Here is a 15,408-nt window from a genome sequence, read left to right as displayed (position 1 = left end):
ACCGGTACCGCTTCATTCCCTCTTCCCCGTCCCGTTCCATCGCCACGGAGGACCCTCATGCAGGGCGACATCGACCCGCCGGACTGGCTCGCCGACATCATGGCCACCGTCGCAGGCGAGGACTGGCCCGACGTCAGCGAGATGGACCTGCTCAACCGGGCACGGGACCTGGAGGAGACGGCGCGCAAACTGGAGGAGATCGGCCCGCAGTTCATGGCGGCGTCGCAGGAGGTCCTCAACATCACCAAGGGGCAGGGCGCGGAGGCCTTTCGCAAGAAGGTCGAGCTGTTCGCCAAGGGTGACGGTACGGAGAAGAGCCCGGGTGCCTTCCCCGGGCTGATCGAGGCGTCCAGGAAGCTCGCCGAGGCCCTCCAAGCTGCCTCCAACAACGTCGAGACAGCCAAGATCACCATCATCGGCATGGCGGCGATGGTCTTCGCCGAACTGGTCGCCGCCGCGGTCTCCCTGGTCATCTCCTTCGGCGCGGCGGCAGCCGCCGGAGCGGCACTGATCAAGACCACCATCATGATCATCCGGCGCCTGGTCGTGCAGCTCATCAAGTCGATCCTGATGGGCGCGCTGATGATGGGCGGGATGAACTTCATGGCCCAGCTGATCCAGGTGATCCGCGGCCACCGGGCGAGCTTCGACTTCAAGGAGATCGGCAAGCAGGCCCTGCTCGGAGGGGCGTCGGGGCTTCTCGGCTTCGGTATCGGGAAGGGCATCGGCAAGGCGCTGGGCAAGTTCGGCAAGACCTTCGTGGGCGAGATCGTCAACAACACGCTCACCGAGGGCCTCACCGAGCACGCTCTCGCGAAGATCATTCCGCTGGTCGACAAGGACGCGAAGGAGGACGACCCCGGTCTGCTGCCCTTCGCGGGCGGTGCCGCCGAGAGCATCGCCGAGGGTCTGCACGGCAAGGCCAAGAGCAGCACCAGCTTCAAGATGCTCAATGTGCCCGTGCCCAGCATGAACGTCGACATCCCGAACATGAAGGTGGACTTCTATCTGGAGAAGGGGACGCCGACCGGGGCGCCGTTGCCGAGCCCGGGAATCAGCTTCCCGAGCGGGGAGACGGGACTCTTCGACCCGTCCACCGGCCAGAAGATCGACACTCCGCCCGGGGTGCAGCAGCCGCCACCCGCGGCCAAGGCCCCGGACACTTCGAATGTTCCGGGCGCCTTGAACCAGCCGCAGGGCAACGGCCTAGGTACTCCGGCGGAGTCGGCGCCCTTGGGCGGGCCGGTGCAGAATGTGCCGCCCGTCTCGAACGGGGGACCGGTACAGCAGAACTTGTCGGCCCCGGAGAACGTGCCGGGTTCTGACGACTCTCCTGTGCTGAACAGTCCTCCTGGGCCGGAGAACCTGTCGGCGCCGAGCAGTACGCCGGCACCGGAGAACGTGCAAGTGCCCGAGAACTCGCCGGTTCCTGAGAGCTTGCCTTCACCCGAGGGCGTGCCCTCTCCCTCTTCTCCACCTTCACCTGAAAACACGCAGGTGCCGTTCAGCGAACCCGCGCCTGAGAACCTGACCGCGCCTGAAAACGTGGCCGCGCCGGAGAACGTGCCGGTTCAGGAGGGTGCTCCGATCCAGGAAGGTGCTCCGGTCCAGGAGAACGATCTCGTGTCGGAGAATCCACCATCCCCGGAGAACCTCCAGCCTTCAGAGAGCCCCCAGGTCCCAGAAAACCTTCAGTCCCCAGGGAACACGCAGTCCCCGGAGAACGCCCCTGTCCCGAATGGGGAATCGCTCCAGGATGACCAGTTCCTGACGCAGAACCCCACTCCGCAGCAGGAGTTCCAGCCCCAGCCCGACAACACGCCTCCCGCCCAGGACGTCAGGGAGACCCCGGCCCCGCAGCAGCCCCTCCCCACTACTCCCACTCCCACTCCCGTGCCGGACTCGGTCATCTCCCCGCCCCCCACCGACACTGGCACCACACCTTCCACCCCCAAGAACACCGAGCTGTCGGGCTTCGAGAACCCGAACGGAACAGCCGGCAGGGGCTCGATCGCCGACGTACTCGGCGGCGGTTCCGCTCCGACTCAGTCGCCGACTCCGTCCCCCACCCCAGGTACGACTCCGCAGAGCGCCGGTGGTGCCCCGTTCGTGCCCATCGCCGACAGCGCGCCCCAGAACCAGAACCAGACTCCGGGCGTGAGCCCGAGCCAGACCGGCGGCCCCGCTCAGCAGGGCGGCGCCCCCGGCTCCGTACCGCCCGGTGGGGCGTCCCTGCCCACTCGCGGTGGCATCCCGGCTCCGCCGCCACTCCCGAAGCAGAGGCCCAAACAAACGTCCGTGCCGCCGCCCGCGACCACGCCCGCGACGACGCCCACGAACGGCAAGTTGGGCGCCGAGCAGTCCCCGACGGGCACGAAGCTGCCGTCCAAGGGCAAGGCTCCGACGATGGTGTCGCCGTCGCCTGGTGCGGTGTCTCCGGATCAGTGGCTGTACCGCAAGGAGGGTGCGAAGCCGGCGGCCCTGCGCACGGAGCGGTTCGATCCGAAGGCGGATCCGCTCGCCTCGACCCGACCGGGTCTGTTGAACGGTTGGGGGACGCTGATCCGCACGGACATTCGTCGGGTTCAGGCGGACAACGGTGCGTGGGTGCGTGATCTGACGGTGGAGTTGCCGGTGAAGGTCGGCAACGGGTTCGACGCGAGTCAGATTCCGGCCCTGGAGCAGCACATCCGGGATCTGTTCGACACGCATGTCAACACCGGGTTCAAGCTGCCCAAGTCCGGTGACCAGCTGCACATCGACGTGAAGCTGACGCCGTCCGCGAGCGGCAACCCGTACGGGGTGAATGTCACCGTCTCGCCCACGCCCGGGCGTTCGGACCAGTTGAACTTCCATCTGCATCCGCCGACGGCCACCCCCTCCCAGCAGGTGAGGGACGACGCGACCCTGCTGCACGAGGTGTTGCACTACACCGGACTGAGCGACCGCTACAGCGACAGTGACTCCCTGTTCCGTAATCGTCCCGGCAAGGGCGACACGAGCGGGGTGATGGCGGACGTGAGTGTGCTGCCAGACGGCACGTTCCCGTTGGAGTACCTGGCCCAGATCGAGAACACCACCGACTCGGGCCCCGTCGTCCACGACCACCCTCTCTCCACGCCCTCCACCTCGGACCTGCTCGGCACCGGCGACGCAGCACCGAACACTGCCCCGTCCTTCGACTCGCCCTCACCCGCCCCTGACACCACTGCACCGGTGCCCGCGTTCGGGCGGCCGGCGTTCGAGAGCCACAAGAAGCAGTTGATCGAACGGCTCGGCGGGATCGGTGACCTGGCCAACTCCCCGGAGTTCCAGAAGCACCTCGACGAGTTCCTCACCAACCTCGACCAGAACGGCGCCAAGCTGGAGACCGGGGTGCGTCCCGACCCGCTCGCGGACGTCAACACCGCGGCGATCGACGGGATCATCGACGGTCTGACGTCCATCGACGGCCTCAAGGTCCCGTACGACTGGTACACCCAGAACCAGAACAGCCCCGACTTCCCCGGCCTCCGCAAGGACAAGGCCGACCATGCCGTCGACCACGGACGACTGTGGTCGAAGCTCAACACACGGCGTTCCGACAAGGCGGCCCTCGCGGACGGCGGTGTCTTCCTGGAGTCGTCGGTCGGCGGCAAGCTCTTCAACGACCTGTCGTTCGGGTTCCCTTGGAACGGCTCCCCGGCGATGAGCCAGCTTTGGGAGAAGCTCTCCAGCACGTACGTCGGAGGGCTGACCGGTACGGTCAACGCCGATGTGCTGGACGGTATCCACCCGAGCAGCGTGCTCACCCAGACCGAGTGGGTACGGCTGAAGGACCTGATCAACAAGGGGCAGGTCGACGGGCTCACCGTCAACATCTTCACCTTCGAGAACAACCGCTTCCAGATCGTCGACCAGGTCCCGGTGAAGACACAGACGGAGTTCGACAACCTCGCCAAGGTCCCGGACACCCCGGAGTGGAAGGACAAGCAGGCGGGGATCGACCGGAACGAGCGGCTGCTGAAGGAACTGGAGACCAAGCTGGCCGAACTCGGTCCGCTCATGGCGGAGGGCAACGTAGGCGCCAGCCTGACACCTACGCCGAGCTCCACCCCGACGACAGCGCCGACGCCTACCGGCAGCGGGACACCGGACGCCGACCCGGCCGGTACGCCGCCGACCACCCAGCAGCCGCAGAAGGCCGACGACGCCGACGAGTTCGCGAAGAACCTCGCCGACCGCCTTGAGCGACTTCCGGACAACGGCGTGGACACGGACGGGCCCACCTTCGAGACGTCCAACGCGCCGGTGAATCCGGAGAGTTCGGGGAGCTCGGGCAGTTCGGGCAGTTCGGAAAGCCCGGCGAACGCGGCGGACTCCGACACGGCGTCAGTGCTGCCCCCGCCTCCACCCCCTCCGCCCCCGCCGTCCGCCAATACGTCGGTGCCTCCGCCTCCGCCGCTTCCTCCGGCCAATCAGTCGGGTCCGCCCCTGCCGCCCCCGCCGCCGGCCAGTCAGTCGGGTCCACCCATGCCGCCTCCGCCTCCGGGCAATCCGCACGGCCCGCCCGCGCCGCCGCCCGCCCCGGGAACGAGCAACGCTCCGGTGGTGCCACCGGCAGGGGTGCCCTCCGGCGGGCTGCCGCCGGCCGGGCTGGGGGCGGGGCTGACGCCCGGCACGAAGGTCGTACGGCACGATGCGGCCGGGGATTCCACGCACTGGGAGATCGTCGGGACGGACAGGTTCGGCCAGTACAAGGTCAAGAACACGCTCGACGGAAAGACCCAGCCCGTCTCCGCCAGTAACCGCTCCTGGGCCACCGAGGGGAACGCCGCCACATCGCGGCCGGCGTTCCTCGCGGAACAGGCCAAGAAGCAGGCCGAACAGCAGCAGAAGCACGACCTGGGCCAGGGCGGGATGTACCTGAGTTCGGGGTACCGGATGATCAATCCGCTGCTCGGCGCCTTCGAGAAGGCGGGGTACACGCCCGCGCAGGTACGGGACGCGAACTTCGACTTCTCGGACCGGGCTGAAGACGTCCTGGCGTACTGGAAGGACCTCGCGAACAAGCGTGGGACGACCCAGGATCTGACGGATGCCTGGGACATGACGGATCTGAACAACTGGTTCAAGAGCATCCAGAGCATCAACCGGGTGTGGGACGACTTCGCGACCCCGGTGATCCCGGACAACACCGTGGTACGCGGCGACAGCCAGCAGGTCTTCGCTTCCTTCGACGGGATCCTGAACCCCGCGAACTACCCCGGGGGCGGCTATCACGACGTGGGCGTGACGATCGCCTGGCCCGGAATCATGTCGACTACCACGGGCAGTCCCATCACGCACAACTTCGTGAACTCGAAGGCGGTCATCTGGAAGTTCAGTGTGCCGGCCGAGGGGCATCCGGGCCGGATTCTGGGTTCTGAGAATCCGTCCGAAGCCGAGGTGACGTTCCCGGTCGACACCCAGATCAAGGTCAACCAGGTACTCGTACGCAAGGGGGACTTCGCCGAGGCGCAGGCCGAGGAGTTCGGTGACAAGGCCCAGATGGTCGTGTTCGCGGACATCCTGTCGGCCGACCAGAGCGACGGTCCCACATTCGCGGACACATCGCAGGCACCGCCGGCGCAGGAAACCCCGGCGCAGGAGCCGTCGGGCAACGCCTTCCCCAAGCAGTCCGAGGTACGCAAGGAAGAGTTCCTGCAACTCGCCACCGACCGGATGGGTCTGTCCCATTCTCAAGCGAACGAGCTGTTCAGCAGCACGGTGTCCGACCGTCCCGAGGGCCAATCCGAGAACGGGCTCGAGAACGGGTCCGACAACGGGTTCGAGAAACCCACCGACTACGACGCGACCTTCCAGCGCGTCGTCGAACACCTCCAGGCCATGGAGGTACGGATCATCCGCGGGGAGGCCGAGGGCATGGACAGTGCCTTCGGGACGAAGGTGTCGGTCCGCAACCTCGGGGGCCTGAACGGGCTGCTGGGACACAACGGCGCCGATGCCGTGCTCGACACCTTCACGCGCGAGGTCTCCTCGGCCATGGACAAGGTCGGCGGCAGCGTCTCCAAATTCAAGTTCGGCCCCAACCTGGAATTCCTCGTCGTCGGCCCCGATGTGCGGCAGAGCCATATCGAGGCGCAGCTGATGGCGGCTCAGGCGGCGATCCAGAAGCAGGTCACGAGCAGCGACCTCGACGGACTCGCCCACCCCAAGCACCAGCTCGACCTCTCCCAGAAGGGGAGCGGAATCCAGTACGACATCCGTCCGATCAAGCCCGCCGACCACATGCCCGACGCCCCGAACAAGTCCTCCGCCGCGCCCGGCCACGGACGCGGAACGCTCTTCAAGAGCTCCGCCCAGGAACGGAAGGAGGGCTTCCTCAAGACGTCGGTGGACGAGTACGGGTTGTCCCTCTCCGAGGCCGAAGAACTGCTCGCGGCCAGCGGCGTGGACGAGGTCGACCAGCTCACGGGCTTCGACAAGGCGGCCGACCGGCGCCTGACCCTGAGCAACGCGGTGAGCTATCTGACCAAGACGGACGCGACAGGCGTCTACGTCGAGGTCGACGTCCGCAATCTGGGCGGCCTGACGGAGGAGCGGGGCAAGCCACAGGCCGACAAGGCCTACGCGGCGATGTCGTCGCTGGCCGAGCAGGCGGTCCTGGACCTCGACGCCGACGTCTCCCGCTTCCGCCACGGCGGCGACGAGTTCAGCTTCATCGTCGTGGGAGGCGAGGTCACGCTGAACGCCGTGGGCGAGGCGCTGACGTCGGCCCAGAAGTCCATCTCGGAGTACGTCAAGGACCAGGGGCTCAGCGAGATCGAGCATCCCAAGCATCCGGGCGACCGCAGCAAGCGGGGCACCGGCATCATCTTCGGTCTGGCCCCGATCACTCCCGCCACGGAGAACGTGGACGGCGTCGTCGACACGATCCTGTCCACCGCCGACCAACAAGTGGAGGCCAAGAAGCAGGAGCCCGTCCCGACCGGCCCCACCTTCGACGCCCCGTCACAGGCACCGGTGTCCACCACCGGGACGACTCCGACGATGGTGTCGCCGTCGCCGGGTGCGGTGTCTCCGGATCAGTGGCTGTACCGCAGGGACGGTGCGAAGCCGGCGGCCCTGCGCACGGAGCGGTTCGATCCGAAGGCGGATCCGCTCGCCTCGACCCGACCGGGTCTGTTGAATGGTTGGGGGACGCTGATTCGCACGGACATTCGTCGGGTTCAGGCGGACAACGGTGCTTGGGTCCGTGATCTGACGGTGGAGTTGCCGGTGAAGGTCGGCAGCGGGTTCGACGCGGGTCAGATTCCGGCCCTGGAGCAGCACATCCGGGATCTGTTCGGCACGCACGTCAATACCGGGTTCAAGCTGCCCAAGTCCGGTGACCAGCTGCACATCGACGTGAAGTTGACACCGTCCGCGGGCGGTAACCCGTACGGGGTGAATGTCACCGTCTCGCCCACGCCTGGGCGTTCGGACCAGTTGAACTTCCATCTGCATCCACCGACGGCGACCCCGTCCCAGCAGGTGAGGGACGATGCGACACTGCTGCACGAGGTGTTGCACTACACCGGGCTCAGTGACCGCTACAGCGACAGCGATTCGTTGTTCCGCCGGGGTCCGGGCAAGGGGGACACGGCCGGTGTGATGGCGGATGTGAGTGTGCTGCCGGACGGCACGTTCCCGCTGGAGTATCTGACCCAGATCGAGAACACCACCGACTCGGGGCCCGTCGTCTACGACCACCCCCTCTCCACGCCCCCCACTTCGGACGACAGCGCAACAACACAGCCCGAACAGGGCACGCCCGTGCACGGCCCGTCCCAGGTGTCGACGCTCGACAAGGGCAAGGTGTTCAAGGCGTGGGCCGGGGCGCAGAGCAAGCCGACCGGCGCACAGCTGAGTTGGATGTGGGGGAAGCTCAACGAGCTGGCCAAGGGGCCCGAACTGAAGAAATTGTCGGTCGCGGACGCGGCCGGACTGCTGGAGCGGAACGGTGTCACCCCGGGCGTCATGGAGGCCGCGTTCGCCGCGCAGGAGAGCGCGCAGCCCGTCGGCCCGCAGCAGACGGCCGTGGACGACGCGCGGGCGTCCTGGGCGCCGCATCTCGAAGGGAAGGCGAATGTCGAGCGCGTGACGTTCGATGTCCCCGGGCTGGGACGTGGTGAGATCGCCATGCTCAAGAACCCCTCGGGCACACCGGCCCACGCCGACACGCTGTCCTGGTTCTCGCACGGATACGAGGGCAAGGGCAGCATCCCGGTCGGCACCCCCAGGCGTTACGGGTTCGCGGTGGCACCGGGGCAGAGCCTGTTCCGGGCCACGGGCAAGGACGTCTACGCCTCCCTGCCGGACACGATGGCCGGCTCCCCGTCGGCGCCGACCCAGGCCGCACCGGCGCTCTTCGTCCAGCCGCACAACGTCCAGGAACTGTCGATCGAGCTGGACGGGATGACCGGCCTGGTCCAGGGCACGGATGTCGCGGTCCTGCTGGACTTCCAGTGGGCGGACTCGGTGGACCCCGGGTACGCGGAGGCCTTCCAGGCGAACACCCCGCCGATGGCCCCCATCGTCGATCAGGCGTCGTCGCTGAGCGCGTACTCGTCGCTGATCGCCTTCACCTGCCGGACGCCGTTCTCCGTGAACGCCCCCGTCGAAGGCAGCAGCAAGCTGAAGGCGGACGCCGGAAAGGCGGCGAGGGAGCAGGCGAAGAGCGAGGGGAAGCCGGACCTGGAGGTGGAGGCCGCTGCCAAGGCGGCAGTGGAGGCACTCGTCGCCGCACCGACCAAGGGCAAGCTCTTCAGCCCCTTGCCGACCGGCCCCGTATCGACCAGTCCCGCATCAACCAGTTCCGCATCGATCAGTTCCGCATCGATCAGTTTCACATCCACCGACTCCGAGTCGACCGGTCCCATATCCACCGGCCCCGCTTCGGATTCGGACACCGGGATCGGATCCCCGGCCTCCGACCTGTCGTCGTCCCCGAGCGAGTCACCCGCCCATCAGACCAGCCAGGGCCCGGTGCCGAACGCCGGGTCCGCGGAGTCGGGCCCCAGTGCTCCCGTACGCCCCGATGAGGTGGCTCCGGAACTGCCGCCGCGTCGGGAACGTCCGGAGGGGGCGTTGTCGCCGGCGGATGTCGCTCTGGCGAAGGCGCAGGCCGACACGCTGTTCGGCGGGCTCCCGGGTGGTGTCTTCACCGCGCAGGACGCGATGACGTTGCGGAACCTCACCGAGCTGTCCAACACCGGGGTCGCGACGGCGAGTTCGCTGAACGCGCTGGTGAAGGAGATCGGTGTCAAGAACCAGCAGGGGCCCTGGGGCAGGGTGTCCCCGCCCGGCCCCGGTGACCGGCAGCGGCTGTTCGAACTGACGGGCCTGACCCGGGAGATCCACGGCGACTCGACGTCCGTGTCGGCCGACCAGATCGTCGGGGTCCGGCGGCTCGTGGACGCGCTGCGGACCGATCCGCTGTTCGCCGGGACGTCGGTGGCCCAGGGCAAGGTGACGCCGGACGACCTGCGGACCAAGATCCGGGATCTGCGCGGGCCGACGGGCGCGGACCGGCCCATCACCCCGGACCACCTCAAGAACCTCGTGAACACGGTGACCGAGGCCAAGCGGCCGGGCGCCGCGGTGACTCCCGCCGATCTGGCGGCGGCGTACTCGGAAGGGTCGCTGAACGGCAAGGGGCCCCGCCCCCTGGGGCTCACCGGATCCGACGGCTCGGTGCTGGACTTCACGCACCGGGAGGCCCTGCGGGACCAGGTGCTGGACTGGACACGCAACGGCCAGGACTTGCGTGTGCGGATGCTGATATCCCGTCTGAACTCGCGCGGCCACGAGTGGATGGGCGAATGGCTGGGCCGGGTGTACGACGCGGCCAGGACGGAGGTCACCGCGAACGGCGGACCCGCGGGCGTCGTGGACGTACCCAAGGCGCTGAACTTCTCCTGGACCGGCCGGGAGCCCAAGGCCGAGATCATCGACAACCTGCTCACCTGGGCCGACCGGGCGGCCGAGGCCGGCTGGGACGTCAACCTGTGGTCGGACCCGGGCTTCGGCTCCTGGAGCGAGGTCACGAAGACGGCGCTGGAGTCGAAGGGCATCGTCGTCCACACCGACCCCAGGCAGATCCTGCAGGAGAGCGCCGGCGACGCGATGGTCGAGGTGTACGAGTCCGCCATGGCGGCCAAGGCGTACAACCTCGTCTCCGATCTGATCCGGTTCTCGGTCCTGGCCAAGCACGGCGGCGCGTACGCCGACGTGGACATCGCTCCCGGCGGACTCGACCTGAAGGAACTGCCGCCGATCCGGATGCGTACCGACGACGTACCGTTGCTGGCGCCCCGCATCCGGGACGCCGGCAGCGTCAACAAGGCGCTGAACCGTGAGGAGGGCGCCCCTGTCTCCATGGACGACATCAAGGAGACGGCACGGATCCGCTACGACGAGGGGCTGCTCGGCAGCAACTTCATCGTGGCCCCGCCCGGTTCGCAGTTCGCGAAGCTCTTCAACGAGGTCGTGCCGGGCAAGTTCAACGGATACAAGGAGTATCTGGCCAAGCTGCGGCCGAACTCGACCCCGGAGCAGATCGACGCGGACTTCAAGGAGTCCCTCGCGGCCAACGCGAACGACATCAGCGGACCCGGCGTCCTCCAGGACCGGCAACTGCCGGTGGGTCTGGAGTTCCCGATGCTGTCCAAGTACACGATGGATTCCGCGGGCCTTCAGATGCCCCACGGACCGGGCGGGAAGCTCGTGCCGACCCTCGCCAACAGCGAGATCAAGTCCCTGTTCCCGCCGGATCTGCTGGAGGCGTTCCTCCCGCTGGAATGGATCACCCCGGAGAGCGGGGTCCACCTCACCGACTCGGAGAGCGGAGACGACAGCTCCGAGACCGGCCCCGAGGCCGACTCCGGTCCCCTCTTCGAGTCCAGCCAGAGCCCTCCCGCCTCGGACGGTTCCCTCGCCGACGACTCGTCCTCCGACACCAGTTCGGTGCCCCCGCGCTCCAAATGGCGCACGGGTGCCTACGACGTCGATGCCCCGGTGACCGACGCCGACGGGCAGTTCGTCCCGGGGACGGCTGCGCACGCGAGGAACGCCTTCGCGACGAGCAGCACGGTCACGGAGTACACGCTCACGACTTCCGAGGAGCCCGGCGCCCTCCCGCCGTTCACCCGTCGGGACGGCACTATCCGGCCCTCGTACGGGAGCAGCTTCACGGATCTCAAGCTGTCCCGGGAGACCTTCCACGACAGCAAGCCGCCGCTGCGCGTCTCGGGGGACTCGACCATCGCCGTCAACGCGCAGGCCGGTGAGCTGAGCGAGATCTACACGACCACCAAGGTGGCCGACCACGCCAACACCGTCCTCCAGCAGATCGGCAGCAATGCGAGGCTGAAGCCGGTGCCGGGGAACTCGGTCTCCGTTCCCGTCACCAACAGCAGCCGGGGCAGGAACCGGGAACTGACCATGTATACCGTCGAGTTCCTGACCCGGCCGCGCACCGAGATCTGCCGCGACTTCGCGAGCTTCGTCCTCGGTGGCCAGCCCTCGGACCTCGTGTTCCGCAACGAACTCGCCTTCTCACTGGGCCTCGCGCAGCCCGACGAGGCCGTCACCACCCCGGTCAACTCCCACGGCAACGTGGAGGTGCGCGGAACCCATGAACTCGCCTCCTTCCTGAGCGAGGTCGCCGAGAGCGACACCGTGCCGCTCAACGAGATCACCCCCACGCTCGCCCGGGAGAAGGTCCAGGAACTGGGCGGCAGCAAGGACTCCGGGGCCTCGGTCGGCCAGGGCAGGGCATTCGGGCGCACGATGGGCGTCAACGGGCCTTCCTCGACACCGGAGTTCCGGATGAACGAGGCCCTGGCCCGGGTGGGCGCCAACGAGTTCGCGCACCCCGATGTGGGCGAGGCGTTCCTGATCCAGGCGATCGGCACCGGCGGCACGTACCAGGACCGGGACTTCGGCACGGACTTCACCCGGGACTTCGAGGGCTACACGGACGGGCGCCGGGGCGGCTACCACTTCGCGGCGGTCGTCGCCGCCAGCCGGAACGGCCAGCACCTCGTCACGCTGGAGAACTTCCGCCGGGACGGTTCGGCACGCGTCCAGACCGCCGACGCCGTCGAGCAGGTCTACGAGCACTTCAAGGGGCAGCTGTCCGAGGTCGAGACCGAGCTGAACTCGGCCGAGGCGGCGGGACAGGACGTCTCCGCACACCGCGCCGTACACGCCCGGCTCAAGGAGCTGGACGTGCTGGTGACGACGTACGAGACATTGAGGCCGTCGCAGCAGGACACGAACGGCACGGGCAGCACGGGTAGCACGTTCTTCCATGAGCTGGAGCAGCAGATCGGCACGACGAAGGGGCAGCTCGGCAAGGCGCTGAACGCCGTGTCGGGGGACGACATCAACCGGCCGCAGACTCTGTGGCACCTGAAGATGCAGGGCATGGCCAAGGGCGAGTCGTTCCACGAGGTGCGGACCACCGACACCCCGGGCCGGTCGATCATCGCCAATCCGCTGACGGCGGTCGTCGTCGGCGGGCGGGAGACGAAGAGTTCGACCCTGGAGTTCCCCGAGGGCTCCAAGTCGCTCACGGAGGTCGGGGCCGCCCGGTTGCAGCGTTTCGCCGAGCAGGCGGTGCGGCAGCTGCTCTGGGACCGCCGGCAGGCGCAGCCGCTGACCGAGATCAAGGTCACGACCTTCGGCAACTCCGCTGTCAATGCCAAGAAGACCAGCGTCGAGCGGGCCGAGCTGATCCGCTCGGAACTGATGGACAAGGTCGTCAAGTTGCTCGACACCGCCGGTGAGCGCTCCGGCCGCCCCGACCGGGTGCCGCACCCCGACGAGATCAGGATCGTGATCAGCCCGGAAGGCCGTCATCCCGACCCGCCGACGGTGGGGGAGTCCCTGGAGGCCCGGCGCCGGACGGCCCTGCTGGAACTCATGGGTTCCACCGACGTGAAGTCGCGGGAGGAGATCCAGCGCGTGCTGGGCAAGCTGCCGAAATCCGCGTACGAGGCGCTGTACGCCGAGGCGGCGGCCATCAGCGACTCCCTCAACCCCTTCCCCGCGGCCCACTCCGACGTGGTCACGACCCTCGCCCAGCAGGCCGCCGCGCGCCGCGAGGACGCGATCCGCAGGGTGGCGTACGAGCTGAAGACGGCCCGCGACACCGGGGCCGACCCGTCGGCCGCGCGGGAAGCGGCCACCGAACTCGCCCGGCGCATGGGCCGGGCCCGAGGCGCGACGGCCCCCGGCACACCCTCGGAGGAGCCGGCGCGGACCCGCTCCATCGCCGAGATTCTGAGCGGCCGTTGAACCCCGATCGGATCCGAACCGAGTGGTGACGACATGCGTGACATGGCTGAGGCAACGACCGCCTCGACCGACAACAACGCCATGCGTCGCGGACGTTTTGAACAGATGTCCTGAGCAGACGTCTTGGGCGGAAGTCCTGAAGGGACCAACGAGATGACTCCCAACCGGCACAACCGGCAAGGGGTACGAGCGCTGCGTGCCGAGGCGGCCGCGGCCGTGCTGGCGAGTTTCCTGCTGGCTGCCGGGGGTGCCGCCGCTCAGGCGTCGGCCTCCCCGCTTACGGACGGCGTCCGGGCCGGGGCGCTCACGGACGCGGCGGACTCCGTCAAGTACTACGTCGTCGGCAAGGAGCGCGACGGCAAGCCCGAGTTCCTGTTCTCCATCGCGGAGAAGGTCCTCGGCGACGGCAGCAGGTTCGACGAGATCTTCGAGCTGAACAAGAACCGGGTCCAGGCCGACGGCGGTGTACTGACCCAGCCGACGGCCATCGAGGCCGGCTGGGTTCTCCAACTGCCGGACGACGCGGCGGGCGAGGGCGTACGGGTGGGGGAGCTGCCGACGGTGGGCTCGGCGTCACCGGCGCCGACCTCCCCGACTCCCTCCACCCCGCAACCCCAGGCGGTGGGCTCGCAGCCGAACACCGACGGCTCGAACGCGGTGACGCCCGTCCTGGGCGTGGGAGCCGCGCTACTGGCGGGCGGCGCGGTGGGTGGCTACGCACTCCGCCGCCGCCGTCCCGCAAGCCCCACCGCACCCGTGACGGCCACCGCCGCCGCGCCGGCGGACCCGCCGGTCACGTCGGCGCCGGCGCCGACGTCCGGTCCCGGCGGGCAGGGCGCGCGGCGCGCTGGCGCGTTCGGCGCGCCGGGGGCCGTACGGGAGCCCGAGCCGACGCCGAACGGGCCGGGCGGCACGACTGTCCGGGCCGCCCGGCAGGGACGGCGGACGGTCTCCGTCCCGGCACCGGCCTCCCGCGCGACCGCAGCCCCTGCCCCGGCGACAGTCGCCGCGCCGGCCGGGCAGGCGACGGTGATGGCGTCGGTCGGGCAGGCGGGTGTGGCGACGTCAACTGTGCGGGGAGGGGAGGTTGCGTCAGCTGGACAGGCGAGGGTGACGGGAATGGCTGTGCAGGCGGCGGCGTCAGCCGTTCAGGCAGGGGAGGCTGCGCCAGCTGGGCAGGCGAGGGTGACGGGGACGGCTGTGCAGGCGGGGCTGGTGGCGTCGCCTGGACAAGCGACGGTGGCGGCGACTGCCTTGCCGACGCGGGTGGCGGCGACGATCGTGCCGCCGGGAGCGCCGGGAGCGCCGGGAGCGCCGGGAGCGCCGGGAGCGCCGGGAGCGCCGGGAGCGCCGGGAGCGCCGGGAGCGCCAGCGACGGTTGTCGCGCGGCGGAGCGGGGTGCGGGGGAACGGTGTGCGCGTGGTGGCGCCGACACCGCGTACCACCGCCCCGATGCCCGCCCCGCTCCCCGACACCATCCGCACGTTCCACGTCGTCTTCGGCGACGACCTCGTCGACATCACCCTTGCCGCAGGCGGAGGTTCGGAGGCCGATGCCCCGGTCGCGTGGATGCCCCTTCCCTACGACATCCCCGAGGGCGACGGAGCGTTCCTCTGCATCGGCGCCTCGGACGACGACGGCTGCCTCTTCCTCGACCTCGCCCGAGCCCCCGGTGCCGTCGCGGTGGGCGGCGACGCGGAAGCGGCGCGACGGCTGCTGGAGTCGCTGGTCCTGCAACTCGGGGTGAGCCCCGCCCTCGATCAGATGTCCGCCTCCGCGGTCGCCGTCGGCGCCTTGGCGGGCATGGCCGAGGGGCTCGCCCGGGTCGAACGCGCCACGAGCCTCGGGGAGATCGCCGCCCGCCGCGCGGAAGAGGCCGCTCCGCAGGTCGAGTTCGTCTTCGGCATCCTGGACTCCGCAGCGGACCACGCGGCACTCTCGGATCTGCTGCGCGGCCCGGGCCGGGTGGTCCCGATCGTGCTGGGCGAGCCCGAGACCGCTGCCTGGACCTTCACCGTCCGCCCCGCGCCGATGACAGAGAACCAGGGGTAGCTGCCCAGGCGGGAACGACTGAGGGGTGGC

The 15,408-nt window shown here is 69.0% G+C and carries 2 protein-coding genes; both read left to right on the top strand.

The window, feature by feature from the left end; all coding sequences use genetic code 11:
• Positions 1-57: 57 nt before the first annotated feature.
• On the top strand, positions 58-13,326 hold the full coding sequence (locus tag ACFYXF_RS00870) for a hypothetical protein (RefSeq protein WP_389346661.1): 13,269 nt from the start codon (positions 58-60) through the stop codon (positions 13,324-13,326).
• A 153-nt stretch (positions 13,327-13,479) separates the two neighbouring features.
• A complete protein-coding gene (locus tag ACFYXF_RS00865) occupies positions 13,480-15,378 on the top strand; it encodes a hypothetical protein (protein ID WP_389346659.1) in 1,899 nt (632 codons plus the stop codon).
• Positions 15,379-15,408 lie beyond the last annotated feature (30 nt).

It is taken from the genome of Streptomyces sp. NPDC002680 (assembly GCF_042889145.1).
Lineage (GTDB): Bacteria > Actinomycetota > Actinomycetes > Streptomycetales > Streptomycetaceae > Streptomyces > Streptomyces adonidis.
This window is presented reverse-complemented; position numbering and strand designations above follow the sequence as displayed.